The sequence below is a fragment of the Kibdelosporangium phytohabitans genome, from assembly GCF_001302585.1.
Taxonomy (GTDB): domain Bacteria; phylum Actinomycetota; class Actinomycetes; order Mycobacteriales; family Pseudonocardiaceae; genus Kibdelosporangium; species Kibdelosporangium phytohabitans.
Genome location: NZ_CP012752.1, coordinates 4,675,517 through 4,698,023 on the forward strand (window position 1 = coordinate 4,675,517; position 22,507 = coordinate 4,698,023).

Sequence of the window (22,507 nt, forward strand, 5' to 3'; positions counted from 1 at the left end):
TCACAGGCGGCGGCTATGGAGTTGTTGTGGCCAAACGATCCGACTCTAACACCTGGTTCGCGCGGCGGTACACCGCTTGGCGGCCGAGCCCGCGGGTGGCCGCCAAGCGATCTCGGTCACGCCGGGCAGGCCAGCACCGGTGCCCCGGGCTTGGAACCGGCCGCGTTCAGCGCCGCCAGGCCAGGGCCACCCAGGCCGAGAACAGCCTGTGCCGTGGCACGCACCACAGTCGAGGGGTTGTAGCCGGTGGCGTCGTACGGGATCGCTCCCCGGTTCTCGACCGGGCCGGCGCAGCCGACCTGGACGCCCACGACGAACTGCTTGGCCTTGTGGAAGGCCGGGGGACGGCCGCCTGCCTTGAGGGCCTGTGCGGCGAGCCCGGTGGTGTTGGCGTTCGGCGCCACGGCCGGGTCACCCGACAGCGCGGAGATACCGCCGTTGGCCTGCTGCTTGCTGATCAGCCAGCTCAGGCCCTCCTGCGCATCGGTGTTGCGGCCGGTGGCCAGCAGTGCCTGGGTGACCATCGCGGTCGCGTCCGTGTCGCTCTGGCAAGCCGGGGCGCCGAAGACGATCGGGTAGCCGCCGTCGGGACACTGCGTGCCGACCGCGAAGTCCACTGCGGACGCGGGAACGCCACCCGGTGTGCGCTTGAGCGTGATGATCGCCAGCGACTGCGTGAACGCGTTGCTGTAGTCCCCGAACGCGGAGCGGTCGGAGAACCGGCCGGACGGCGTGAGCAGGCCACGCAACCGCGCAGGCAGGTCCGCACCACCGAACGACGCCGGGTCCTGGCCGCGTACCTGCGCTGCCAGCGACACCTTCGCGGTGGCGCCCGCGTAGGCCTCGGTCGTCCCGTCGCCGATGTAACCGCTGAGGATCTCCGGCTTGGCCAGCCAGGTGATCGCCTTGCCGCCGTTGGTGCCGGACACGCCCGCCGAGGCGAACGCGAGGATCGCGTCGACGGTCAGGCCCTGGTCGGGGTACTTCGTACCGCCGAAGTCCACTTCGAACCGTTCGCCGTCGACCAGTTGGCGGGCCAGCCAGCCCGCGGCGGCGTCCGCGCGGTCGGTCGTCCGGTTGCCGTGCGCGGCGGCCACACCGGGCGCGGCGGCGACGGTGGCCGTCGCGCACAGCAGCGCGACGGCCAAGGAACGGAATCTCATGCGTCGAAGCCTTTCTCCGGCGCACGGCACCGGAGTCAGGGCTTCGCCCCGAGGCCCGGCCCCGCGAACCGCGACGGGATGGGACGAAAACGACCATGGCGGCGGGTGTTCGGGCTTGCCACTCGTCCGGTGACGGCGTCGTGGCACACCGTTGCGGGTCAGCGCCGGACTCTCACCGGACTTCCCCCGCTGCCAAGGTTTCCTGCGAAGGGATTCTTACCACGTTCCCGGTTCGAGGGGATACGGCACGACGGTGCTGCGGTTCTCGTCCACGCGCAGCGGTTTGCCGATCGGCGGCGCCGCACGCTGCGGGCACAGCGGCCGGTCACAGGTCTGGCACCCCGGTCCGATCGGTGTCGCCGCGCCCACGTCGTCGAGGTCCACGCCCGCCGAATGGACCAACCGGCCCGCGTGCCTGATCTCACACCCAGGCCGACCGCGAACGTCTTGCCGGGCCCGGCGTATCCGCCGCGGCTGCGCGAGATCGTCCGTGCGATCCAAAGACAACGCTGTCCGTCCGGCATCGGCGCGACCCGCGCGAGCACCTTGCCCGGCGCGGCGAACGCGCCGTAAGCACTCCACAGTGGACAAGTTCCGCCGGTGGATACCGTCACCCTCGATCATGCGGCACAGGCGGCGTGCCCCGGTCATCGGTCCTCCTCCTACAGCCCGGCCCGTACCCGCCGGGTCGCCTCGACCAGGTTGCGCAGCGCCGGGTCCACTTCAGCGTAACCACGGGTTTTCAGGCCGCAGTCCGGGTTGGACCACACCCGCTCGGCAGGCACCGCCCGCACGGCCTCGGTGAGCAGCTCGGCCATCTCGTCCGTGCTGGGCACGCGCGGCGAGTGGATGTCGTAGATGCCCGGTCCGACACCGCGGCTGTACCCGATCGACGCCAGGTCGGCCAGTACCTCCATTTTGGACCTGGCCGCTTCGATCGTGGTGACGTCGGCGTCGAGGCCGTGGATGGCCTCGATCACGTCACCGAACTCCGAGTAGCACAGGTGCGTGTGGATCTGCGTGCCCGGCGCCGCGCCGGAGGTCGCCAGCCGGAACGAGCCGACCGCCCAGTCCAGGTAGGCCTTGCGGTCCTCCGCGCGCAACGGCAACAGCTCGCGCAACGCGGGTTCGTCGACCTGGATGATGCCGATCCCGGCCGCCTCCAGGTCGGTGATCTCGTCCCGCAAGGCCAGCGCGACCTGGTCGGCCGTGGCACCCAGCGGCTGGTCGTCGCGCACGAACGACCACGCCAGGATGGTCACGGGGCCGGTCAGCATCCCCTTGACCGGCTTGCTGGTCAACGACTGCGCGTAGGTGCTCCACTCCACGGTCATCGGCGCGGGCCGCGAGACGTCGCCGTGCAGGATCGGCGGCCGGACACACCGCGACCCGTACGACTGGACCCACCCGTTCTCGGTGAACGCGAAGCCGTCCAGCAGTTCCCCGAAGTACTGCACCATGTCGTTGCGCTCGGGTTCGCCGTGCACCAGCACATCGAGCCCGATTTCCTCCTGCAGCCGGACGACCCGCTCGATCTCGGCACGCATCCGCTCGGCGTAGCCCGCGTCGTCCACCCGGCCCGCCCGCAGATCCGCCCTGGCCTTGCGGACGTCGGTGGTCTGCGGGAACGACCCGATCGTCGTGGTCGCCAACGGCGGCAGCCCCAGCCGGGCGCTCTGCGCCTCGGCGCGCTCGGCGTAAGCGGCCCGCAGCCGGTGCTCCGGCTTCAGCGCCGCGATCCGCGCGCGGATCTGCTCGTCCTTGCGCGCAGCGGCCAGGCCGGAGCGGACCGCGTCGCCCGCGGTGGCGACCTGCTCGGCGATCTGCGGGTCGTCGCCGGCCAACGCCTTGCCGAGCAGGACGACCTCGTCGACCTTCTGCCGGGCGAACGCCAGCCGAGCGGCCACGTCCGGCGGCAGCGACGTCTCCGCGGCCAGGTCGTACGGCACGTGCAGCAGCGAGCACGACGTCGAGACGGCCAGGTCCGCGACCGACTCCTTGAGCCGGGCGCACAGCGCGGCAGCCGCGCTGAGGTCCGTACGCCAGATGTTGCGGCCCTCGATCACCCCGGCCACCAGTGTCTTGGTGCGCAGAGCGGGGATGTCCGGGATCCGGTCGGCCGCGGCGCGGCCGGCCACCAGATCGACGCCGATGGCCTCCACCCCGGTGCCCGCCAGCACCGGCAGCGCGGCCCCGAAATCCCCGAAGTACCCGGTGACCAGGAGCTGGGGCCGGCCCGGCAGCCGGCTCAGCCGGTCGTACGCCCGGCCGAGCGCGGCCAGTTCACCGTCCGTCCGGTCGGCGCAGAACGCCGGTTCGTCCAGCTGCACCCAGGCCGCACCGGCGGCGCCCAGCCGCGTGAGCAGTTCGGCGTAGCGATCGAGCAGCGGGTCGAGCAGCTCCAGCGGCGCGAACCCCTCGGCAGCGCCCGCTTCGGCCTTGGCCAGCAGCAGGAACGTGACCGGGCCGAGCAGCACCGGCCGGGTCTGCACGCCCTGCGCCCGCGCGTCCTGGTACTCGGCGATCGGCTTGTCGCCTGCCAGCTCGAACCGCGTGCCCGGGCCGAGTTCGGGGACCAGGTAGTGGTAGTTGGTGTCGAACCACTTGGTCAGTTCCATCGCCGGGACAGTGTCCCGGCCGCGTGCCATGGCGAAGTACGTGTCCAGGCCGTTGAGGCCGAGGTCGCGGTACCGCTGGGGAATGGCGTCGAACAGCTGAACGGTGTCGAGCACCTGGTCGTAGTAGGAGAACGTGTTGCTCGGCACCGAGTCCAGGCCGGCCGCCGCCAGGTCCGCCCACGCGTCGCGGCGCAGGTCACGCGCCATCTGCCGCAGCTGCGCGGCCTCGATGTCGCCTGCCCAGTACTTCTCCAGCGCTCGCTTGAGTTCTCGTCGCGGACCTATCCGCGGGTACCCCAGCACTGTCGACCCGATCGGGGATGTCACCACAGCTCTCTCCTCGCGAGCTCACCGGCCATCCCGAACACGCGCACACGAAACAGAGCACTGTCGCGTGAACCCGCCCGAGAGGCCCAGGACCACGCACACCGGCGGTGTGCGTACCGGTGGCAGGTCTTCGGACTCGCGGGCACCCGGGCGTGTCCCGCCCGGACCTACTGGCCGTCGCTTCCCAGGCTCTCGCCCAGTGCTCTTGACGGCGGTCGTTCCCACTCACCGCTGCGGGGCAGTCCCGGATTCACACCGGGTTCCCTCTTACCCCACCGCGTCCCGGGCAACTCCGGAGCACGGCGGACCACCAGCACCCCGAGCCTAGCGGTCACGACCGGAAGTCTGTAGGGATCCCAACGAACTCCCGGTCGCAACCACCAGCGGTCCGTCCTCGATATCGGCTCCGATTCCTGACGCACGACGTCACTTCACACCGGTGACGGCCCGGCCCGGCGGATGCCGACCAGCAGCAGGATCGCCCCGAGCAGCAGGACCGGCCACGGCGTCAGCGGCATGATCACCGCGTCGATCGCGACCCAGATCCCCAGCACCCACGCGATGAACGGCGGTGGTGTGCTGCCGTGGCGGTTGAGCCACAGCACGATCAGGCCGATCACGATCAGCGGCACGCCGAAACTGTCCACGCTCAGCCACAGCGCGCTGGTCGCGGGGTTCATCTCGACGAGGTCCGCTCGCCACAGCTCGCCGCTGAACCACGCCCCGGCGTGCCGGCCGGCGCCCAGCAGCGTCAGGGTGAGAACCATGTGCGCGGACCCGAACAGCGTGATGAGCCACCCGGCCCACTTGATCAGCTGAGTGCCCGCACTCGCGGGAGCCTTGGTGTCGATCATCGGTTTCCCCCGTCCGTGGTGATGTACGAGAGACCGACGCTATGGCCCGCCGCGCGCCCGCGGATGGGTCGTGGGAGGGAGTCCGGTCGTTCCCGGGAGTGAGCCCGCCGCCGGGCGGTGACGGGGAACACGTCGCAGTCGACATAGTCGGACGTCCTACTTTATGGTGTCCACAGGTCCGCGGTGCGGGGAAGCCGGTGTGAGTCCGGCACGGTCCCGCCACTGTGACCGGCGTCCGTCGTCGAACGGGACGCGCCCGGCCTGTCCTTCGGGCCCGACGAGCACAGATGGGCTGGAACGCCCAGCCGACCGGGCAGGTCGTGTTCGACGGCGCCCGGATACCCGCGGCCGGTCGGCTGGGGCAGGAGGGCGACGGGTTCCGGATCGCCATGTCCGCGCTGGATGGCGGTGACGAGACTGCGACGCAGCTGTGCGCGATGGCGAAGGGGTTCGCCACCGACGCCGGTTTCGACGTGGCCAACCGGGCGTTGCAGCTGCACGGCGGTCACGGCTACCTCAGCGAGTACGGCGTCGGGAAGATCGTCCGGGACCTGCGGGTCCACCAGATCCTGGAAGGAACCAACGAGATCATGCGCGTCATCGTGTCCCGCGGTGTACTGGGAGCGGCGTCATGACCGACGTGCTCACCGAGGTTCACGGCGGCCTGGCCAGGATCACGCTCAACCGGCCCAAAGCCATCAACGCGCTGACCCACGACATGGTCAGGACCATCGACGCGGTGCTGACCGAGTGGGAAAGCGACGACTCCGTCCGCACGGTCGTGATCACCGGCGCCGGTGAACGAGGTCTCTGCGCGGGCGGCGACATCCGCACGATCTACGACGACGCCCGCTCCGGCGGTACCGCGTCACTGGAATTCTGGTCAGACGAATACAAACTCAACGCCCACATCGCCCGGTACACGAAGCCGTATGTCGCGGTGATGGACGGTGTGGTGATGGGTGGCGGTGTCGGCGTTTCCGCGCACGGCTCGGTCCGCGTGGTGACCGAACGCTCCCGCATCGCGATGCCGGAAGTCGGCATCGGCCTGGTCCCGGACGTCGGCGGGACGTATCTGCTGTCGCGGGCCCCCGGCCAGCTCGGCACGCACATCGCGTTGACCACCGCGCAGTTGTCGGCGGGTGACGCGATCCACTGCGGACTGGCCGACTACCACGTGCCCAGCGCACGCATCCCGCAGCTGCTCGAACTGCTGGAGCAGCGGGACGCGGCCGAGGCTGTCCGAGCGGTCGCCGAACTGCCCGCGGACCGGCCGTTGTCCAGGCAGACCGACTGGATCGGCACCTGCTACGCGGCCGAAACCGTCGAGGAGATCCTCGAGCGGCTGCGTGCCAGCGGCGAACAGGGCAGCAGCGCGGCCAAGGAGATCGAGGGCAAGTCGCCGACGGCCGTCAAGGTCACGCTGCGCGCGCTGCGGTCGGCCGCGGCTCTGCCCGATCTGGACGCAGTGCTGGAACAGGAATACCGCGTGTCCGCCGCGTGCCTGCGCGGGCACGACCTCGCCGAGGGCATCCGTGCCCAGATCATCGACAAGGACCGCAACCCGCGCTGGTCACCGGGCACGCTCGCCGAGGTGAGCGAGGACGTCGTGGCCGCGCATTTCGAGGAGGTCCGGTGATCGCGTTCCTCGGTCCGGGCACCATGGGCGGCCCGATGGCCGCCAACCTGGTCGAAGCCGGGCACGAGGTGGCCGCCACGCGTGACGCCGAGGTGGTGATCACCATGCTGCCCAGCGGACGGCACCTGCTCGACTGCTACGCCAAGATCGTCGCGGCGGCCAAGCCCGGCACGTTGTTCATCGACTGCTCCACGGTCGACGTCGCGGACGCCAGGGCCGCCGCGACCAGCGCGGGGCACCTGGCCGCGGACGCCCCGGTGTCCGGCGGTGTCGTCGGCGCGGCGGTGGGTTCGTTGACGTTCATCGCGGGCGGCGCTGACGAGGCCGCCGCCAAGGCCCGAGCCGCTCCTGCTCGTGATGGGTGCCCGCTTCCTCTACTGTGGACAGTCCGGGGCCGGTCAGGCCGCGAAGATCTGCAACAACATGATCCTCGGTGTCTCGATGGTCGCGGTGAGTGAGGGCTTCGCGCTCGCCGAACGCCTCGGCCTGAGCCACCAGGCGCTCTTCGACGTCGCGGCCACGTCGTCGGGCCAGTGCTGGTCGCTGACGACCAACTGCCCGGTCCCCGGCTCCGTGCCGTCGAGCCCGGCCAACCGCGGCTACCAGGGCGGATTCGCCGGTGCGCTGATGCTCGAGGACCTGCGCCTGGCCCAGGCCGCAGCCGCCGCGCACGGGCTCGGCACGACACTGGGCAAGGCCGCCGAACAGACCGATGAGCAGTTCGTCGCCGAAGGCGGCGGAAAACTGGACTTCTCGGGCGTTTTCACCGCAATCCGGAAGGACACCCCGTGAGCGACACCATCCTGGTCGACCGCCGCGACGCGGTCGCGCTCGTGACCCTCAACCGGCCGAAGGCGCTGAACGCGCTGAACCTGGCTGTGATGACCTAGCTCACCGCGGCCGCGGCCGAACTGGACCGCGACCCGGGCATCGGCGCGATCGTGCTGACCGGGTCGGCCAAGGCGTTCGCGGCGGGCGCGGACATCAAGGAGATGCAGCCCCAGTCGTTCAGCGACGTCTACGCGGCCGACTGGTTCGCCGGGTGGGACGCGCTGGCGAAGGTCCGCAAACCGCTGGTCGCGGCCGTCGCGGGGTACGCGCTCGGCGGCGGGTGCGAGCTGGCGATGATGTGCGACGTGCTGATCGCCGCGGACACCGCCACGTTCGGCCAGCCCGAGATCACCCTCGGCGTCATCCCCGGCATGGGCGGCTCGCAGCGGCTGACCAGGGCGATCGGCAAGGCCAAGGCGATGGACCTGTGCCTGACCGGCCGCACGATGGACGCGGGCGAGGCCGAGCGCGCCGGTCTCGTCTCGCGGATCGTGCCTGCTGATTCCCTTGTGGACGAAGCGATCGCGGTCGCCGGGAAGATCGCGTCGATGTCCACTCCGGCCGCGATGATGGTCAAGGAAGCGGTCAACCGGGCGTTCGAGAGCTCGCTGGCCGAGGGAATCCTGTTCGAGCGCAGGCTGTTCCACACCACGTTCGCCACCGCGGACCAGCAGGAGGGCATGGCCGCGTTCGCCGAGAAGCGACCGGCCAGGTTCGTCAACGGGTGACCCGCATCACGATCACTTCGCAAGCAACTTCCGGCGGTACTCGTGCGTCAGTTAGGTAGGGATCTTGTACGTCAGGTGAATTAAGGGGTTTGGTGTGGTCGCCTCGAAGGCGAAGGCGCTTGGCAAGCTGGTGGCGTTGGTCGTGACGGCTGGTGTGGTGTTGGCGGCGATCCTGTTCCCGTACGTGGGCGGGATGGGGGTGGCCGCGAACCGGGTGAGTGACACGATCGCGGCGGTGCCTGCCGACCTGGTGGCGGCGCAGATGCCGCTCGGCAGCACGATCCTGGACCGCAACGGCCAGCCGATCGCGTACCTGTACGACCAGGACCGGGAGATCGCCACGGCCGAGGAGATCCCCAAGTACATGCGCGACGCCATCGTCGCCATCGAGGACCACCGGTTCTACCAGCACAACGGCCTGGACGCGCAGCGCAGCCTCAAGGCGGTCGGCGGTTTCTTCGCCGGCGAGTCCGCGGGCGGCGGCTCGACGCTGACCCAGCAGTACGTCAAGAACTACCTGGGCTTCGTGCTGGCGAAGGACGACGCCGAGCGCAAGCAGGCCATGGCGCACAGCCCCGCACGAAAGATCCGTGAAGCCAAGCTCGCCGTCGAGATCGAACGGCAGATGGGCAAGGACGACATCCTCGTCCGTTACCTCAACCTCGTGCCGTTCGGTGGCAACGTGTTCGGCGTCAAGGCCGCCGCGCGCACGTACTTCGGCACCACCCCGGACAAGCTGACGCTCGCCCAGTCGGCGTTCCTCGCCGCGATGGTCAACAAGCCGACCACGCTGCTGAAAGACCCGGTCGAGGCCAAGAAGCGGCGCAACCTCGTGATCGACCGGATGCTGGAGACCGGCTTCCTCAAGGAGGGCAAGCAGGTCGCCGACGAGGCCAAGAACGACGACATCGCCCTCGCGCAGCCGCTCAACACCCGCTCCAACGACTGCGGGAACCTCGACGGCGGCACGACCACCGGCTTCTTCTGCGGTTACGTCCTGGACTACCTGGCCAAGGCCGGACTGTCCAAGGACAAGATCAAGCGCGGCGGCTACGTGATCAAGACGACGATGGACCCGGCCGCGACCGAAGCGGCCAAGCGCGCCGCGGAGAACCAGGTTTCCAAGGACACCAAGGGGATCGCCAACGTGATGGCGGTCGTCGAGCCGGGCGCCGACAAGCACCCGGTCCGCGCGCTCGCGGCCAACCGCGACTTCGGCATCGACGCGGGCAAGGGGCAGACCGCCTACCGGCTGCCCAGCACGATCACCCGGTTCGGCGCCGGGTCGATCTACAAGATCTTCACCGCGGCCGCCGCGCTGGACCGCGGGGTCGCGGGCGTGAACAAGTCGATGCCCGTCCCGGCCTCGTACACCTCGGGTGTCTACAAGGGAGAGAAGAACAAGCCGTACACGGTCACCAACGACTCCAGCGGCGGCGACACCACCATGACGCTGCAGGGCGCGCTGGCGCACTCGCCGAACACCGCGTTCGTGCGGCTGGAGGAGGAAGCCGGCCTGGACAGGGTCGTCGACATGTCGGTCAAGCTCGGCATGCGCGACAGCATGCAGACGGTCAACCGCGGCGGTGAGAAGCCGGACGCCGACGCCAAGGACGCCACGCTGCGGATCAACCAGGAGCAGTGGGTCAAGGACGGCAAGATCGGGTCGTTCACCCTCGGCGTCACCGTCACCAGCGTGCTCGAACTGGCCAACGTCGGCGCCACGATCGTCAGCGACGGCAAGTGGTGCCCGCCGACCCCGATCGACCAGATCCTCGACCGGGACGGCAAGTCGGTCGCGATCAACGAGCCCGGCTGCGAGCAGGCGGTCGAGCCCGGCCTGGCCCGCAGCCTCGGCCAGGCGATGAGCAAGGACACCACCGAGGGCACCGCGGCGGACCCGGCGAACAAGGCGGGCTGGACCCGGCAGATGATCGGCAAGACCGGTACCACCCAGATCCACCAGTCGGCCGGTTTCGTCGGCGCCACCACGAAGCTGGCGGGCGCGGTGCTGGTGTTCAGCGACAGCGACACCCCGAAGCCGATCTGCGACGGCGTCAAGCCGTACCTGTGTGCCAAGGGCAACATCTACGGCGGCAAGGTGCCCGCGCGTACCTGGTTCGAGGCGATGAAACCGCTGCACAAGGGCATACCGGACACTCCGTTGCCACCGGCGGACCCGAAGTACCTGAACTAAGCAGCGACACGCTACTAGAACGCCCAGATCATGTGCCGGACCTCGGGTGGTTCGGCGGCCAGCGCCCTGGCGGCGTTGTAGACCTGAAGGTCCACGGCAGTACCTCGTTCGAGGTGCTGCCGGAGGTGTTCCTGCCAGGTCGTCAGCACGAACGTCTCCAGGAACAGTTCGGGCTCCTCGGAGTCGCGGAACAAGCCCCACATGGTCGCGCCGGTCCGCCGCCGCGACCGGCCGACCTTCTGCATCACCGCGGTGAACTCCGCGACGTCCTCCTCGGCCACTCGCCACTTCAGCGTGACCAGCACCGGCCCGTCGGTGTGGTCGGGCCCCTCGGGTGGCTCGTCCCACACCGCGGCCGGTGTGACGTCCAACTGCCGTTCGGTGAGCGGCAGCCTGCGCATCGCGTAGAGAGCTGCCACGGTCATCGCCGCCGCGGGGATCGCCATCGCCCAGCGCAGGTCGAACAGGTTGGCCACAACGCCCCACAGCACCGCGCCGATGGCCTGGCCGCCCATCAGCATCAGCTGGTAGTACGCCAGCGCGCGCGCACGGGTCCACGCAGGCAACAGCACCTGAGCGGTCGCGTTGAGCGTGGACAGCACCGCGATCCACCCGGCGCCCGTGACGAGCATCGCCACCACAGCCACCACGATCGAACCAGTGAACCCCGCGACGGCCGTCGCCACCGCGTAGGCGCAGGTCGCGATCGTGATCACGGTGTTCTTCCCGGCTGTGCGCAGCAGCCTCGGCACGATGAACGCGCCACCGATCGCCCCGGCGCCGACGCTGCCGAGCAGGACGCCGTACCCACCCGCGCCCAGGCCGAGCGGGCCGCGTGCGATCGCGGGCAGCAACGCCCACAACCCGCTGGCGAACAGGACGAACAGGACGCATCGCACCAGGACGCGCGAGTACAGCGGCGAACTGCGCACGTACCGCGCTCCACTGCGCACGGCGGTGAGGACGTGCTCGGCGCCCAGCGGGCGATGGTCGGCCGGCCGTCGCCAGAACCCCAGCACCAGCAGAACACCGATGAACGACACGGTGTTGAACGCGAACGTCGCCTCCGGGCCCGCCGCCGCGATCAGCACTCCGCCGAGCGCGGGCCCGATCGCCCGGCCGACGTTCATGTTGACGCCGTTGAGCAACGCCGCCTGCGGGATCTCCTCACGCGGCACCAGCTCCGGCTGGATCGCCTGGAACGACGGCATCGACGCGGCCTGGCCGACGCCCATCAACGCGATCAGCGCCAGCAGGAGCGTCGGCGTGGTGACGTCCGTTGCGGTCAGCAGCATCAGCCCGGCCGCGCCGAGCAGCATCAGCGCCTGGCCGAACAGCAGCACCTTGCGCCGGTCCAGGATGTCGCCGAGCGCGCCCGACGGCACGACCAGCAGGAACACCGGCAGCGTGGTGGCCGCCTGGACGAGCGCGACCTGCAGTGCGGTACCGCCGAGATCACCCATCAGCCACTGGGCGCCGACGGTCTGCGCCCAGGTGCCGATGTTCGACGCGAACTGGGCCAGCCACAGCGCGCGGTACGCGCCACGCCGCAGCGGTGCCCACGGTGACGGAGCGGTCATGCGGTGAATCTTGCCCGGCCCCGGCCTGGCTCACAGTTCGGCGACGCGACCGGTCAGGATCGACACCCGGATCTGTTCGGTGAACGGCAGGTGGGGCTGGAGTACGTCGTGGAGCCGCTCAGCGAACTGCTCCCGCTGCTCCGGGGCGGGAAGGCGGTGCACGGGCAGTGCCGAGTAGACACCGCCGACGATCTGTTCGGTGCTGAGCTCGTCGGTGTAGTCGACGGCGGTGCTGGCCACGTCGTAGCCCGCAGCCGTCAGACTGTCGCCGTATCGCAGTTGGCTGGCGTCGTCGGTACCGCAGGTGCGGGTGAGTTTGGTCCCCAGCCACTGCTCCAGGTAACCGCGCAGTGCGTGCGACCACGCCGTGTCCTGCTGCCACAGCGGTGTCCCGTTGGCCAGCACGGCCACACCGCCACCGGACCGGAGGAGAGGAGCCAGGTCCCGGAACAGCTTCTCGTGATCCATCCAGTGCAGCGCTTGGCCGACGGTGACCCCGCCGAGGTTCCGGTCACCGATCACGGTGCCCAGCGTGGGCAGGTCGGCGTCGGACCCGATCATCCAGCTGACGTTGGCCACGCCCTGCTCGCCGGCGGCCGACCGGGCACGCACCAGCATGTCCGGCTCCGGGTCCACGGCGACGACGGACCGCACCCGCCGGGCGAGGGGCAGGGTCAGCTGGCCGGTCCCGCACCCGAGATCGACCACGACGTCGTCGGTGCTCAACCCGAACGCCTCCACCAGCGCGTCGATCGCCGCTGGTGGATAACCGCGCCGGTACCGGTGGTAGTAGTCGGCCACTGCGCCGCGAAATCCCAGGTCCATGTCCTCAGCTTGCTGGGCGGGACCCCGGTCGCGACACCGGTTCAGCTCACAGCGTGACAGATCAGGCCGGGATGACCTGCCAGTGCTGGCTCGTGCTGCCGGTGTCGCTCTGCTGCGCGATCGGTGCCTTGTCGGCGGTCGGGTCACCACCGACCCCCAGGAGCTTGCCGCTGCGCGCGCTCACGATCTTCACGTACCCGCCGCCCGCGTCCACCAGGCGCCACTGCTGGTTGACGCCACCGTTGGCGGTCCACTGGATGATCTTGGCGCCGTCCGCGGTCGAGTGGTCGGCCACGTCGACGACCAGTCCCGTCACCGCGCTGGCGATGGTCGAGACGCCGTTGCCGAGGTCGTTGAAGAGCCACTGCTGGTTGGCGTTGCCGTGCTGGGTGTACTGGATCAGCTGGGTCCCCGGCGTGGCCGACAGGCCGGGCACGTCGAGAGCCTTGCCGCTGCGCCGGTTGACCAGCACGCTGTAGTTGCTCAGCTTGTGCCGCAACGAGATCGGCTTGGGCTCCAGCTGGTGCAGGTCGAGCACCATGACCTCGTTGGCGCCCTTGCGCAGCCACGTTCCCGGGCAGAACAGGTTCTGCTGCGGTCCGATCTTCCAGTAACGGCCGAGGTTGTTGCCGTTGACCCACACGAGGCCGTGTGTCCATCCGGTCATGTCCAGGTACGTGTCGCCCACAGTGGACAACGTGAGCGTGGCCTTGAAGAAGATGCCCGGCCGGTCCGGTGCGGAGATCACCGGTTTCAGCGCGGCAACATACGCTTCGTCGACCGGCAGCGGGTAGGTCTGCCAGCCCGTGAGCGTGGTCCCCGCCAGCGACACCTGCTGCGTGATGCCCTTGCGGTCGACTATCTCGTGCCCGAAGTTGATCCGCCCGAGGCCCTCGACCAGGATGTCCACAGTGGCCACGGCGTTGGGCAGGGCCAGCGAGTCCCCGGTGGTCACCTGCAGCGGACCGGCGTAGCTGGACGGCAAGGCCGTGCGTGAGATCCCGCCCTGGTACGTGCCGTTGGCGAAGACCGTGGCGTAGTCGTGCACCGCCGTGACCTTCAAGGTGCCGCCGCTGCTCACCGCTTTGCGGTACAACATGAATCCGCTGTTCTGACCGTACGCCTCCATCGGCTTGACGGTCCGGGTGTCCAGTTTCGCGGGCAGGTTGTCCCACAACGACGCGTAAGGCGTGGGAGTCACGCCATCGTGCGCGATGGTCGGGATGGCCGCGGGGATCGGCGGCGGTGTGCCGACGTAGCCGGCGATGAGGTCGCGGTACGCCGGGTACAGCGCGGCCGGCGCTCCCTGTTCGGTGATCGGCGCGCCGTAGTCGTAGCTGGTGACGTCCGGCTGGTAGCCCTTGTCGTCGAAGTTCGCGCCCGCCCAGTAGCCGAAGTTCGTGCCGCCGTGCAGCACGTAGATGTTGAACGACAGGTTGCCGTCCATCAGGCCGCGCAGTGTGCCGGTGATGTCGGTCGGCCCGGCCATCGCCGGTTCGCCCCAGTGTGTGAGCCAGCCGGGGTAGAGCTCGCCGGACATGGCGGGCACCGCCGGGAAGGACGCGCGGCACCTGGCGATGTCCGCCGCGGTGCCGCCGGACAGGCCGATCGCGCCGCCGGGCACGACTGTGCGGTTCTCTTCGACCTGGCGTAGGCCGTCCTGGGTGTAGAACGGGCCGGTGATGCCGTCGTCCAGCCACATCTGGCGGATGTCGGTGAGGTGGGCCGTCTCGTTGCCGTACGACCCGAACTCGTTCTCGACCTGGACCATCAGCACCGGGCCGCCGTTGTCGATCATCAACGGCTTGGCCACGGGCGCGATGGCCTTGACGTACCGGCGCACCGCGGCCATGTACTGCGCGTCCTTGCTGGTGCGCAACGCCACCGGGTCGTCGGCCAGCAGCCACGCGGGGAGACCGCCCAGATCCCACTCCGCGCACACGTACGGCCCGGGGCGCAGCAGCACCCACATGCCTTCTTCCTGGCAGATGCGGATGAACGCGGCGAAGTCGCGGCGGTCGGTCGTCAGGTCGAACCGGCCCTGCCGTTCCTCCAGGTAGTTCCACATCAGGTACACGCCGATGGTGTTGAGGCCCATCGCCTTGGCCATCTGCACGCGGTGGCGCCAGTACTGCCGGGGGATGCGCACCGGGTGCATCTCGCCGCTGCGGATCTGGAACGGCTTGCCGTCGAGCAGGAACGCCGAACCGTTGGCGGCGAACGTGAACCGCTGGCCCGCCGCGTGTGCCTCCCCGGTGGCGCCCATCGCACCCAACGGGGTCAGCAGACTGGCGGCCAGGAAACCACGACGTTTCATCCGATGCGCTCCTCGTCGGCTCGATGTTGTTCGATTTTGTGCGCAAACCTGCGTACAAGTCAATAAGACCAAACATAAATGAGCATGATGTAAGCACGTTTGCGCACGGTGAAAACCTGGTCCTGCCGCGCCCGCCGGGCGGCTAACCTGTGGGTTCCGCGAAATCAGCGACACAGAAGGTGGCAGAACGGATGGGTGTCCCAGATCGACCGTCGTTGGACGGTCTGGCCGAGAAATGGGCGGCACAGTGGGAAGCGAAGGGGCTGTACAGGTTCAGCGTCCCGGCTGACCGCGCCGCCGTATTCTCGATCGACACGCCACCTCCGACCGTCAGCGGATCACTGCACGTCGGTCACGTGTTCTCCTACACGCACACCGACATCGTCGCCCGCTACCAACGGATGCGCGGCAAACACGTGTTCTACCCGATGGGCTGGGACGACAACGGCCTGCCGACCGAACGGCGCGTCCAGAACTACTTCGGCGTCCGGTGCGAGCCGTCGTTGCCCTACGACCCGGATTTCCAGGCGCCCGCGCCAGGCAACAAGAAGGTCGTGGACGTCTCACGGCGCAACTTCGTCGAGCTGTGCGAGCGGCTCACGGTCGAGGACGAGAAAGCGTTCGAGGACCTGTGGCGCCAACTGGGTCTGTCGGTCGACTGGACGTTGACGTACACCACGATCGGCCGCCATTCGCAGCGCGTGTCCCAACGCGCGTTCCTCCGCCAGTTGCACGCGGGGGAGGCCTACCAGGCCGAGGCGCCGACGTTGTGGGATGTCGGTTTCCGCACGGCGGTGGCACAGGCGGAGCTGGAGGACCGCGACCACCCTGGTGCGTGGCACCGCATCGCGTTCCACGGCCCGGCCGGGGACAAGATCCACATCGAGACGACGCGGCCGGAACTGCTGCCCGCCTGCGTGGCGCTGATCGCGCACCCCGACGACGAGCGCTACCAGCACCTGTTCGGCACGACCGTGACGACGCCGGTGTTCGGGATGACTGTTCCCGTCCTGGCACACGAGGCCGCGGAACGGGATCGCGGCGCGGGCATCGCGATGTGCTGCACCTTCGGCGATCTGACCGACGTGCGCTGGTGGCGTGAGCTGAAACTGCCCAACCGCACGGTGATCGGCCGCGACGGGCGGATCCTGCCCGACGGCCCCGAAGGCGTCGACCGCGAGGCTTACGACCGGCTCGCCGGCGCGACCGCGCACACCGCGCGGGAACGCGTCGTCGGGATGCTGCGGGAATCCGGTGACCTGGACGGCGAACCGCGCCCGGTCGTCCGGCCGGTGAAGTTCTACGAGAAGGGCGACAGGCCACTCGAGATCGTCGCCAGCAAGCAGTGGTTCATCCGGTCGGCGGCGCACCAGGACGTGCTGCTGCGCCGCGGCGAGCAACTGCGCTGGCACCCGGCGAACCTGAAGGTCCGGTACGACGACTGGGTCCGCGGCCTCAACGGCGACTGGCTGATCTCCCGCCAGCGCTACTTCGGCGTGCCCTTCCCGGTCTGGTACGCCGTCGACGCCGACGGAGAACCGGGCGAGCTGATCCTGCCCGGCGAGGACGCGCTGCCCGTCGACCCGTCCTCCGACGTGCCCGACGGGTACACGGCCGACCAGCGCGGCATGCCCGGCGGGTTCGTCGGCGAGACCGACGTGATGGACACGTGGGCCACCTCCTCGCTGACCCCGCAGATCGTGTGCGGGTGGGAGGAGAACCCGCGACTGTACGCGCGGACGTACCCGATGGATCTGCGCCCGCAGGCCCACGACATCATCCGGACCTGGCTGTTCGCCACGATCCTGCGCGCGGAACTGGACTCGGGGACGCTGCCGTGGCGGCACACCGCGCTGTCCGGCTGGATCCTGGACCCGGACCGCAAGAAGATGAGCAAGTCCAAGGGCAACGTCGTCACCCCGGCCGACCTGCTCGTCCAGTACAGCCCGGACGCGGTCCGGTACTGGGCCGCCAGCGGCAGGCCCGGCACGGACACCGCGTTCGAGCAGTCCCAGATGAAGATCGGCAGGCGGCTGGCGACGAAACTGCTCAACGCGGCCAAGTTCGTCCTCGGCTTCCCGCCGCCCGAGCCGGACGCGACCGTCACCGACCTGCTCGACAAGGCCATGCTCGCTGTGCTGGACGACGTCGTGCGCCAGGCGACCGACGCGCTCGAAGCGTTCGAGTACACGACAGCGCTGGAGCGGACCGAGCGGTTCTTCTGGGTGTTCTGCGACGACTACCTCGAACTGGTCAAGCAACGCGCGTACGGCGACATCGGCGAAGGCAGCGCCCAGTCCGCACGGCTGGCGTTGCGCACCGCGCTGGACACGATCCTGCGCCTGTTCGCGCCGTTCCTGCCGTACAGCGCGGAAGAAGCGTGGTCGTGGTGGCACACCGGCTCCGTGCACACCGCACCGTGGCCCGAACCGCGCGGCACGTCGGCGGACGGTGCCGCGCTCGAGCTGGCCAGCTCGGTGATCACGGTGATACGCAAGGAGAAATCCGCCGCGAAGCTGTCCATGCGCGCCGAGGTCGACGCGGTCCGGGTGCACGCCCCGGCCGATCAACTCGACGTGGTCGCGTCGATCGGCCCGGACCTGCGCGCCGCCGGGAACATCGGCACGCTCGATGTCGTGCCGTCCGGCGAACTCCGGGTGGAGGTGTCGCTAAACCGGTTGTGACTGGCGGGAGTCCTGCAGGACTTCGCGGGCGACGAGGACGCCGCCGACGAAGGCGACCGGCATGACGACGATCGCGAGCAGCGGGATGGCGCACAGCAGCGACGAGGGCAGGCCGAGGCCCAGCATCAGCCCACGGCGCTTGCGCACGTGAGCCCGGCGCTCCCTGAGCGCCATCCCGCGCCGGTAGAACGGCACAGCGACCAGTTCCAGCGCCAGGAACCACGCGCTGACCAGCGCGAGCAGCACCGGCACGACGAACTGACCGACGATCGGGATGAACCCCGCGAAGAACAGCGGGATCGTGTACATCAGCGACCACAGCACGAGGACGAGCCCGTCGCGCAGGCCCATGCCCAGCAGTTGCCACCACGGCAGGTCGACCGCGTTGGGCACGCCACCGAGGTCGTCCTCGACCTGCTCGGCGATGTACTCGTAGAAGGGCGCGCCGATGGCCAGCGTCAACGCGGAGAACGCGATCAGCCCGAGCGTCACCGACGCGGCGAACAGCACGACACCGGCGGCGATCCGGATCGTCGTCCGCCAGGTCTCCGACCAGGTGTCGGCGAAGGGCGTGACCCAGGTGGCGAGGTCGTCGATCCACACCACCAGCGCGATCATCCCGCCGAGCAGCAGCAGTGTGGTCAGGACGGCGGGGATGGCGCCGAGCAGCAACAGCTTCGGCCTGCGCAGCAGGATGCCGAGCCCCTTGCCGAACATGCCCATACCTTTGACGAAGTCACGCACCTGCTAGTTCTATCAGTGCACGCCCGGGGCTATCCGGGCGGATCGGACGTTCGGGACACCGGCCGGTTCGTCAGGAACGCGTCAACGCCGCGGCGCGCCGTATCAAAACGCCGTCAGGCGTGTTCTTCGTCCGTGCACACCCGGGGCATCCTGCGGTTATCGGCAAGATCCTTGTGGTAGACGACGATCCGCAGATCACCCGTGCGCTGCGGATCAACCTGGCCACGCGCGGGTACGACGTGGCGACCGCGCACGACGGCGCGACCGCGTTGCGCGAGACGGCAGGCGGCAAGCCCGACCTGATCGTGCTGGACCTGTGCCTGCCCGACACCGACGGCATCGACGTGATCACCGCGATCCGCGGCTGGAGCCGCACCCCCATCCTGGTGCTGTCGGCACGCCGCGACCCGCACAGCAAGGTCGCCGCGCTGGACGCGGGCGCCGACGACTACGTGACCAAGCCGTTCGGGATGGACGAGCTGCTGGCCAGGATCCGCGCGGCGACCCGGCGGTCGGCCGCGGTGGCCGCCCTCGCCCAGCAGGCGCTGGTCGACACCGGCACGTTCACAGTGGACCTGACCGCCAAGCGGATCTGGCGTGACAGCGTCGAACTGCACCTCACCCCGACCGAATGGGGTGTGCTGGACGTGCTCGCCCGCAACCGGGGCAGGCTGGTCAGCCAGCGCGTGCTGCTCGACGAGGTCTGGGGGCCCGGCCACCGGGCCGACGGCCACTACCTGCGCGTCTACATCGGACAACTGCGCCGCAAGCTCGAACCGGAACCCGCGCGCCCGCGTCACCTCATCACCGAACCGGGGATGGGATACCGGCTGGTCTGAGCCACCGGCCGCTGGTAAGTTGGGTGTAATGCCCACCAATGAGCAGATAACCCGGCACCACGACTCCGATCCGGACGAGAACCCGTGGGTCAACGGCCCGCCACCGCGGGAGACGATCGCCATCGTCCCCTACGACCCGGAGTGGCCCGGCCGCTACGAAGCACTGGCGTCCGATGTCCGGACCGCGCTCGGCGATGCCGTGCTCGACATCGAGCACGTCGGCTCCACCTCGGTCGAGGGACTCGCCGCGAAGGACGTCATCGACATCGACCTCACCGTCGCCGATCCCCGCGACGAGGACCTCTACCTTCCACAGCTGGAACGCCTCGGCTACTACCTCACGGTCCGCGAACCGTCGTGGCACGAGCACAGGTGCCTCCGGCTCGCCGATCCGCGCGCCAACCTGCACGTGTTCGGCCCGGACTGCCCGGAGACCATCCGGCACAGGATGTTCCGCGACTGGCTGCGCGCCCACCCCGAGGACCTCGCGCTCTACGAGGAAGCCAAGCGGGCGGCGGTCCCGGGCGGCGGGCACGTCATGGACTACAACCGGCGCAAGGAGAAGACGATCCATGAGATCTACGACCGGCTCTTCCGCGCGGCGGGGATGTTGTGACTAGCTCGCCATGACGCCGGTCTCGACGAACGTCGCCCTGCGCACAATGGACAGTGCGTGGTCGCCGAACCGTTCGTAGCACTGGCTTAACCGCACGGCGTCCACAGCGGCGCCGACCCCGTACGACCAGTCCTGGTACTCCAGCACAGCGAACAACGAGCGGTGCAGGTCGTTCAACTCCTCGTCGGCGTCGCTGACGGAGCTGGTGAGGCCGGAACTCCGTGTCCGCAACGCCTCCGCCGCGCCGTGCGCGAGGTCGATCGCGATGTCGGCCATGTGCGAGAAGCGCGGGCGCAACACCGGCGGCAACACCTCGCGCGGGAACCGCCTGCGGACGGTCTCGGCGACGTGCTGCGCCAGATCTCCCATCCGCTCAAGGCTTTCCGCCGAGTGCGGCGCGGCGATCACCAGCCGCAGGTCACCGGCAACCGGTGCCTGCAACGCGAGCAACAGGTGCGCGTCCGACTCGCAGGCCGAACGGGCCATGTCCACGATCCGATCGTCGGCGATGACCCGTTCGGCCACGCCGAGGCCGTTGGTCAGCAGTGCCGTGGTGGCATCACGCATGGCAGCCGCGGCGAGGTCACTCATGTTCACCAGTGACGCCACGAGGTCGTCGAGGCGGTGGCGGAAGCTGTCGCGCATCGGTCCAGCCTAAGGGCGGACGCCGTCAATTTCGCCGGACGACCGCGTCAAGGTCCCGTCAAGCAACGGTTTCACCGCGCACCCGGCACGATCTACTTGCGCCATGAGGACGACTGTCAGGCGGTGGCCGAGACTCGGTGCGCTCTACGGTGCCGGGCTGGGCTTCGCAGGTGGGATCGTCGCGACCGTCGGTTCGGCGGCAGGCGGCCTGGTTGAACCGTTGAGTGCGCCTGTGCTCATGGTCGCGGTCGTGTCGGCCGTGACCACTGTGGCCGGTGCGCTGCTCGCCGGGCTGCAAAGCTGGTTGCTCTACGCGAGCTTCATCCTCGGGCACGGAGGTGAACTCGCCCTGTCGGGGGCCAGCGTCCACTCGGCAGCCGTTCTCGCAGGTACCGCGGCGATCGCGACCGCCGTCGGTGCCGCCATCGGGTGGATCCAGAAACCTTCGCTGGTCTCTGTTCCGTGCCAGCGTTCGGCCGCGGATTTCACTTCGAGCGTGCTTGTGTCGACGGGGGTTCGCGGACTTGGATCTTGAGCGAACCTGGTTGTGGCTGGAACGTGACCTGCGGTGGTCTTGCTGTGTCAGCACTTGACTGGTGACACGCTTTGGTCGTTCGCCGGATGTCGTGGTTTCCGGCGCTGGGTGTTGTGGTTTCTTTCCAGCGCTCACCGTGGTTGCTTTTCGCTGTGGACTGTGCGTGGTGAGTATGTAAGCGTGCCCACCTGTGGGCTGCTCGCCGTCGTGTGCTGGGTTTTCGCGGATGATGTCTGATTGCGTCGGCGCTTCTGGTTACGTTGGAGTGCGGCTTCCGGCTCCTTTTTCGGCTTCCAGCGCTGGTCACACTGCGTTGGTTACGTTCCAGCCAGTTGTCTCGGGACCTTGCGCATGCTTGTTGCCAGCTTGCTTTTCGCCGTTGCCACCGCGTTGCTGCGGGTTGTGTTGCGGTTGCTCGTGTTGCGGTCGCCATCTCCGTCGCGTTGCGGTTGCCGCCGCGCGGCCGTCGTCATTGCTGTCGCGTAGTGGCTGGTTGTGGTTGCGCCGAATTGCGGTTGGGGTTGCCACCGCGTCGTGGCCACCGCGCCGTCGCCTCGTAGCCCACCGCGTTGCGTCATCGTCGCCGTCTTGTTGGCGTCTCCGTCGCTGGCGACCCGTGCGTCAGGTTGCGCGCAGGCCCTTCCACAGGAGGTCGAATACCTCTTCCGCTTCCGCCTTCCAGTCTCCGCTCTGGTCCAGCAGCATCGTGCAGCCCAGTACTCGGAGTACTGTTTTCGGGTTGAGGTCTTTGCGGGCCCTGCCTGCTTCCACGTTCGCGTTCACCAGGGTTGTCACTGCGTTCAGCATTGCTTCGAAGGCTTGTCCGAGCAGGTCTTCTTCGTTGTTCCTCGTTGCCGCGTGCAGTGCTGGGCCCAGGCCTCGCTTGGTCATCATGTAGGCCGCGAAGTGGCCGGTCCAGGTCCGGAAGGCTTCTTCTGGCGAGTTCTCGTCGAGCAGGGTGGGAACAACGTCCACCAGTGATCTCACTTCGCTCTGGTAGACCGCGATCACCAGTGACTCCGGCGTGGGGAAATGCCGGTAGACCGTGCCGACCCCGACGTCCGCCTTCTTCGCTATCGCGTTGTAGGCCAGTCCTTCGTCGCACGTCAGCAGGTCCTTCGCCGCGGCTATGATGCGTTCGTTGTTACGCCTCGTGTCCGCACGCCGGGGACTCACGGATCCCGTGGTCATCGCCCCTCCCGGCCCGTCCGTTTCGACTGGTTCCACTGCAGAATCTAGTGCATCGCACCGATGGACCTGGTGTGACTTCAGCCGTTGCGAAGCGGATAGGAATCCGGTAGCGTTGACTCTTGCGGATAGATATCCGGTTCGCTCTCGACCATCATCGCACACGCCGCCCAGCGG

The 22,507-nt window shown here is 69.0% G+C and carries 18 protein-coding genes, 2 pseudogenes and 2 riboswitches; of the genes and pseudogenes, 10 read left to right on the forward strand and 10 right to left on the reverse strand.

Annotation, left to right across the window (positions count from 1 at the left end):
* Window positions 1-116: 116 nt before the first annotated feature.
* From AOZ06_RS21420 to AOZ06_RS21435, 4 genes and pseudogenes are all read right to left on the reverse strand, one after another.
* Window positions 117-1,163, reverse strand: a complete 1,047-nt coding sequence (locus AOZ06_RS21420) for a prenyltransferase/squalene oxidase repeat-containing protein (RefSeq protein WP_054291037.1) — start codon at window positions 1,161-1,163, stop codon at window positions 117-119.
* 83 nt (window positions 1,164-1,246) lie between these two features.
* Window positions 1,247-1,402, reverse strand: a riboswitch (cobalamin riboswitch).
* Window positions 1,380-1,762, reverse strand: a pseudogene (locus tag AOZ06_RS54210) (short-chain fatty acyl-CoA regulator family protein); the annotation flags it as partial. It overlaps the preceding riboswitch by 23 nt.
* A gap of 63 nt (window positions 1,763-1,825) precedes the next feature.
* Entirely contained in the window at window positions 1,826-4,108 is a 2,283-nt protein-coding gene (gene metE, locus AOZ06_RS21430) for a 5-methyltetrahydropteroyltriglutamate--homocysteine S-methyltransferase (RefSeq protein WP_054296803.1), read from the reverse strand.
* 104 nt (window positions 4,109-4,212) lie between these two features.
* Window positions 4,213-4,435, reverse strand: a riboswitch (cobalamin riboswitch).
* A gap of 104 nt (window positions 4,436-4,539) precedes the next feature.
* On the reverse strand, window positions 4,540-4,962 hold the full coding sequence (locus AOZ06_RS21435) for a DUF6463 family protein (protein WP_225954760.1): 423 nt from the start codon (window positions 4,960-4,962) through the stop codon (window positions 4,540-4,542).
* 287 nt (window positions 4,963-5,249) lie between these two features.
* Between AOZ06_RS21435 and AOZ06_RS21440 the strand changes: the two genes are divergently transcribed.
* From AOZ06_RS21440 to AOZ06_RS21460, 6 genes and pseudogenes are all read left to right on the forward strand, one after another.
* Window positions 5,250-5,597: an acyl-CoA dehydrogenase family protein gene (locus tag AOZ06_RS21440; protein WP_054291039.1), complete on the forward strand. Its 348-nt coding sequence runs from the start codon at window positions 5,250-5,252 to the stop codon at window positions 5,595-5,597.
* On the forward strand, window positions 5,594-6,601 hold the full coding sequence (locus tag AOZ06_RS21445; protein WP_054291040.1) for an enoyl-CoA hydratase/isomerase family protein: 1,008 nt from the start codon (window positions 5,594-5,596) through the stop codon (window positions 6,599-6,601). The genes AOZ06_RS21440 and AOZ06_RS21445 overlap by 4 nt, the downstream gene beginning before the upstream one ends.
* On the forward strand, window positions 6,598-7,059 hold the full coding sequence (locus AOZ06_RS61675) for an NAD(P)-binding domain-containing protein (protein WP_335338411.1): 462 nt from the start codon (window positions 6,598-6,600) through the stop codon (window positions 7,057-7,059). The genes AOZ06_RS21445 and AOZ06_RS61675 overlap by 4 nt, the downstream gene beginning before the upstream one ends.
* Window positions 7,043-7,393, forward strand: a complete 351-nt coding sequence (locus AOZ06_RS61680; protein WP_335338412.1) for an NAD-binding protein — start codon at window positions 7,043-7,045, stop codon at window positions 7,391-7,393. The genes AOZ06_RS61675 and AOZ06_RS61680 overlap by 17 nt, the downstream gene beginning before the upstream one ends.
* 113 nt (window positions 7,394-7,506) lie before the next feature.
* Window positions 7,507-8,160, forward strand: a pseudogene (locus AOZ06_RS21455) (enoyl-CoA hydratase-related protein); the annotation flags it as partial.
* A 94-nt stretch (window positions 8,161-8,254) separates the two neighbouring features.
* Entirely contained in the window at window positions 8,255-10,357 is a 2,103-nt protein-coding gene (locus AOZ06_RS21460) for a transglycosylase domain-containing protein (protein WP_054291041.1), read from the forward strand.
* 14 nt (window positions 10,358-10,371) lie between these two features.
* Here the strand turns inward: AOZ06_RS21460 and AOZ06_RS21465 are convergent, their stop codons facing one another.
* The 3 genes from AOZ06_RS21465 to AOZ06_RS21475 all read right to left on the reverse strand — a co-directional run bounded on the left by AOZ06_RS21465 (window position 10,372) and on the right by AOZ06_RS21475 (window position 15,079).
* On the reverse strand, window positions 10,372-11,937 hold the full coding sequence (locus AOZ06_RS21465; protein WP_083471828.1) for an MFS transporter: 1,566 nt from the start codon (window positions 11,935-11,937) through the stop codon (window positions 10,372-10,374).
* Between the two features lie 30 nt (window positions 11,938-11,967).
* Window positions 11,968-12,762 carry a class I SAM-dependent methyltransferase gene (locus AOZ06_RS21470; protein ID WP_054291042.1) on the reverse strand — a complete coding sequence of 265 codons (795 nt, stop codon included), beginning with the start codon at window positions 12,760-12,762 and terminating at the stop codon, window positions 11,968-11,970.
* 61 nt (window positions 12,763-12,823) lie between these two features.
* Entirely contained in the window at window positions 12,824-15,079 is a 2,256-nt protein-coding gene (locus tag AOZ06_RS21475; protein ID WP_063810082.1) for a beta-galactosidase, read from the reverse strand.
* A gap of 191 nt (window positions 15,080-15,270) precedes the next feature.
* Here AOZ06_RS21475 and valS point away from each other — a divergent pair, with 191 nt between their 5' ends.
* The gene (valS, locus tag AOZ06_RS21480) at window positions 15,271-17,763 is read left to right on the forward strand and encodes a valine--tRNA ligase (RefSeq protein ID WP_054291043.1); all 2,493 of its coding nucleotides are present in this window, start codon (window positions 15,271-15,273) and stop codon (window positions 17,761-17,763) included.
* Here valS and AOZ06_RS21485 read toward each other — a convergent pair.
* Window positions 17,749-18,507 (reverse strand): EI24 domain-containing protein, encoded by a 759-nt coding sequence (locus AOZ06_RS21485; protein ID WP_054291044.1) that lies wholly within the window; start codon window positions 18,505-18,507, stop codon window positions 17,749-17,751. The two genes, valS and AOZ06_RS21485, sit on opposite strands and share 15 nt — an antisense overlap.
* A gap of 167 nt (window positions 18,508-18,674) precedes the next feature.
* Between AOZ06_RS21485 and AOZ06_RS21490 the strand changes: the two genes are divergently transcribed.
* Together AOZ06_RS21490 and AOZ06_RS21495 are read left to right on the forward strand one after the other, a co-directional pair.
* On the forward strand, window positions 18,675-19,346 hold the full coding sequence (locus AOZ06_RS21490; protein WP_269465384.1) for a response regulator: 672 nt from the start codon (window positions 18,675-18,677) through the stop codon (window positions 19,344-19,346).
* Window positions 19,347-19,374: 28 nt separating this feature from the next.
* Entirely contained in the window at window positions 19,375-19,962 is a 588-nt protein-coding gene (locus AOZ06_RS21495; protein ID WP_054291045.1) for a GrpB family protein, read from the forward strand.
* Here AOZ06_RS21495 and phoU read toward each other — a convergent pair whose 3' ends face one another.
* Window positions 19,963-20,607 (reverse strand): phosphate signaling complex protein PhoU, encoded by a 645-nt coding sequence (gene phoU, locus AOZ06_RS21500; RefSeq protein WP_054291046.1) that lies wholly within the window; start codon window positions 20,605-20,607, stop codon window positions 19,963-19,965.
* 103 nt (window positions 20,608-20,710) lie between these two features.
* Here phoU and AOZ06_RS21505 point away from each other — a divergent pair, with 103 nt between their 5' ends.
* Window positions 20,711-21,142: a hypothetical protein gene (locus AOZ06_RS21505; RefSeq protein WP_054291047.1), complete on the forward strand. Its 432-nt coding sequence runs from the start codon at window positions 20,711-20,713 to the stop codon at window positions 21,140-21,142.
* A 621-nt stretch (window positions 21,143-21,763) separates the two neighbouring features.
* On the opposite strand, the gene AOZ06_RS21510 is transcribed toward AOZ06_RS21505, so the two are convergent.
* The gene (locus tag AOZ06_RS21510; protein WP_054291048.1) at window positions 21,764-22,333 is read right to left on the reverse strand and encodes a TetR/AcrR family transcriptional regulator; all 570 of its coding nucleotides are present in this window, start codon (window positions 22,331-22,333) and stop codon (window positions 21,764-21,766) included.
* Between the last annotated feature and the right edge of the window lie 174 nt (window positions 22,334-22,507).